1 protein-coding gene is annotated in these 561 nt (G+C 71.3%); it reads left to right on the forward strand.

Annotation, left to right across the window (positions count from 1 at the left end; all coding sequences use genetic code 11):
• The coding region (locus tag IB268_RS30880; protein ID WP_192355303.1) for a M20/M25/M40 family metallo-hydrolase at nt 1-561 on the forward strand (561 nt) is incomplete at both ends.

The following is a 561-nucleotide window of genomic DNA, read 5'->3' on the forward strand; positions in this document are numbered from 1 at the left end:
TGCCTATCGGCGTGGTCACCAACATCGTCGGCATCCGCCGCGTGCTGATCACGGTGGAAGGCCAGCCGGATCATGCCGGCACCACGCCCATGGACATCCGCCGCGACGCCCTGGTGGGCGCGGCCCGTATCATCGATGCCGCCCACCGCCAGGCCAGCGCCGCCAGCGGCAATCCGCACTACGTGGTCGCCACCGTGGGCCGGTTGTCCATGACGCCGAACGCCGCCAACGCGGTGCCGGGCCGCGTCGAGCTGACGCTGGAAATGCGCAGCGACAGCGATGCCGTGCTGGACGCCTTCCCGGAAACGCTGATGGCCGGCGTGGCCACCGACCTGACCGCGTTGCGCCTGTCCGCAAGCTTCACGCAGCTGAGCCGCGCGCGGCCCACCGACTGCACGCCGCTGGTGATGGACGCGGTGCAGGCCGCCGCCGATCAGCTCGGCTACGCCTCCATGCGCCTGCCCAGCGGCGCGGGCCACGACGCGGTCTACATGGCGCCCACCGGCCCCATCGGCATGATCTTCATCCCCTGCCTGAACGGCCGCAGCCACTGTCCGGAAG

This window comes from Achromobacter sp. ACM01 (genome assembly GCF_014851745.1).
Lineage (GTDB): Bacteria > Pseudomonadota > Gammaproteobacteria > Burkholderiales > Burkholderiaceae_B > Achromobacter > Achromobacter aegrifaciens.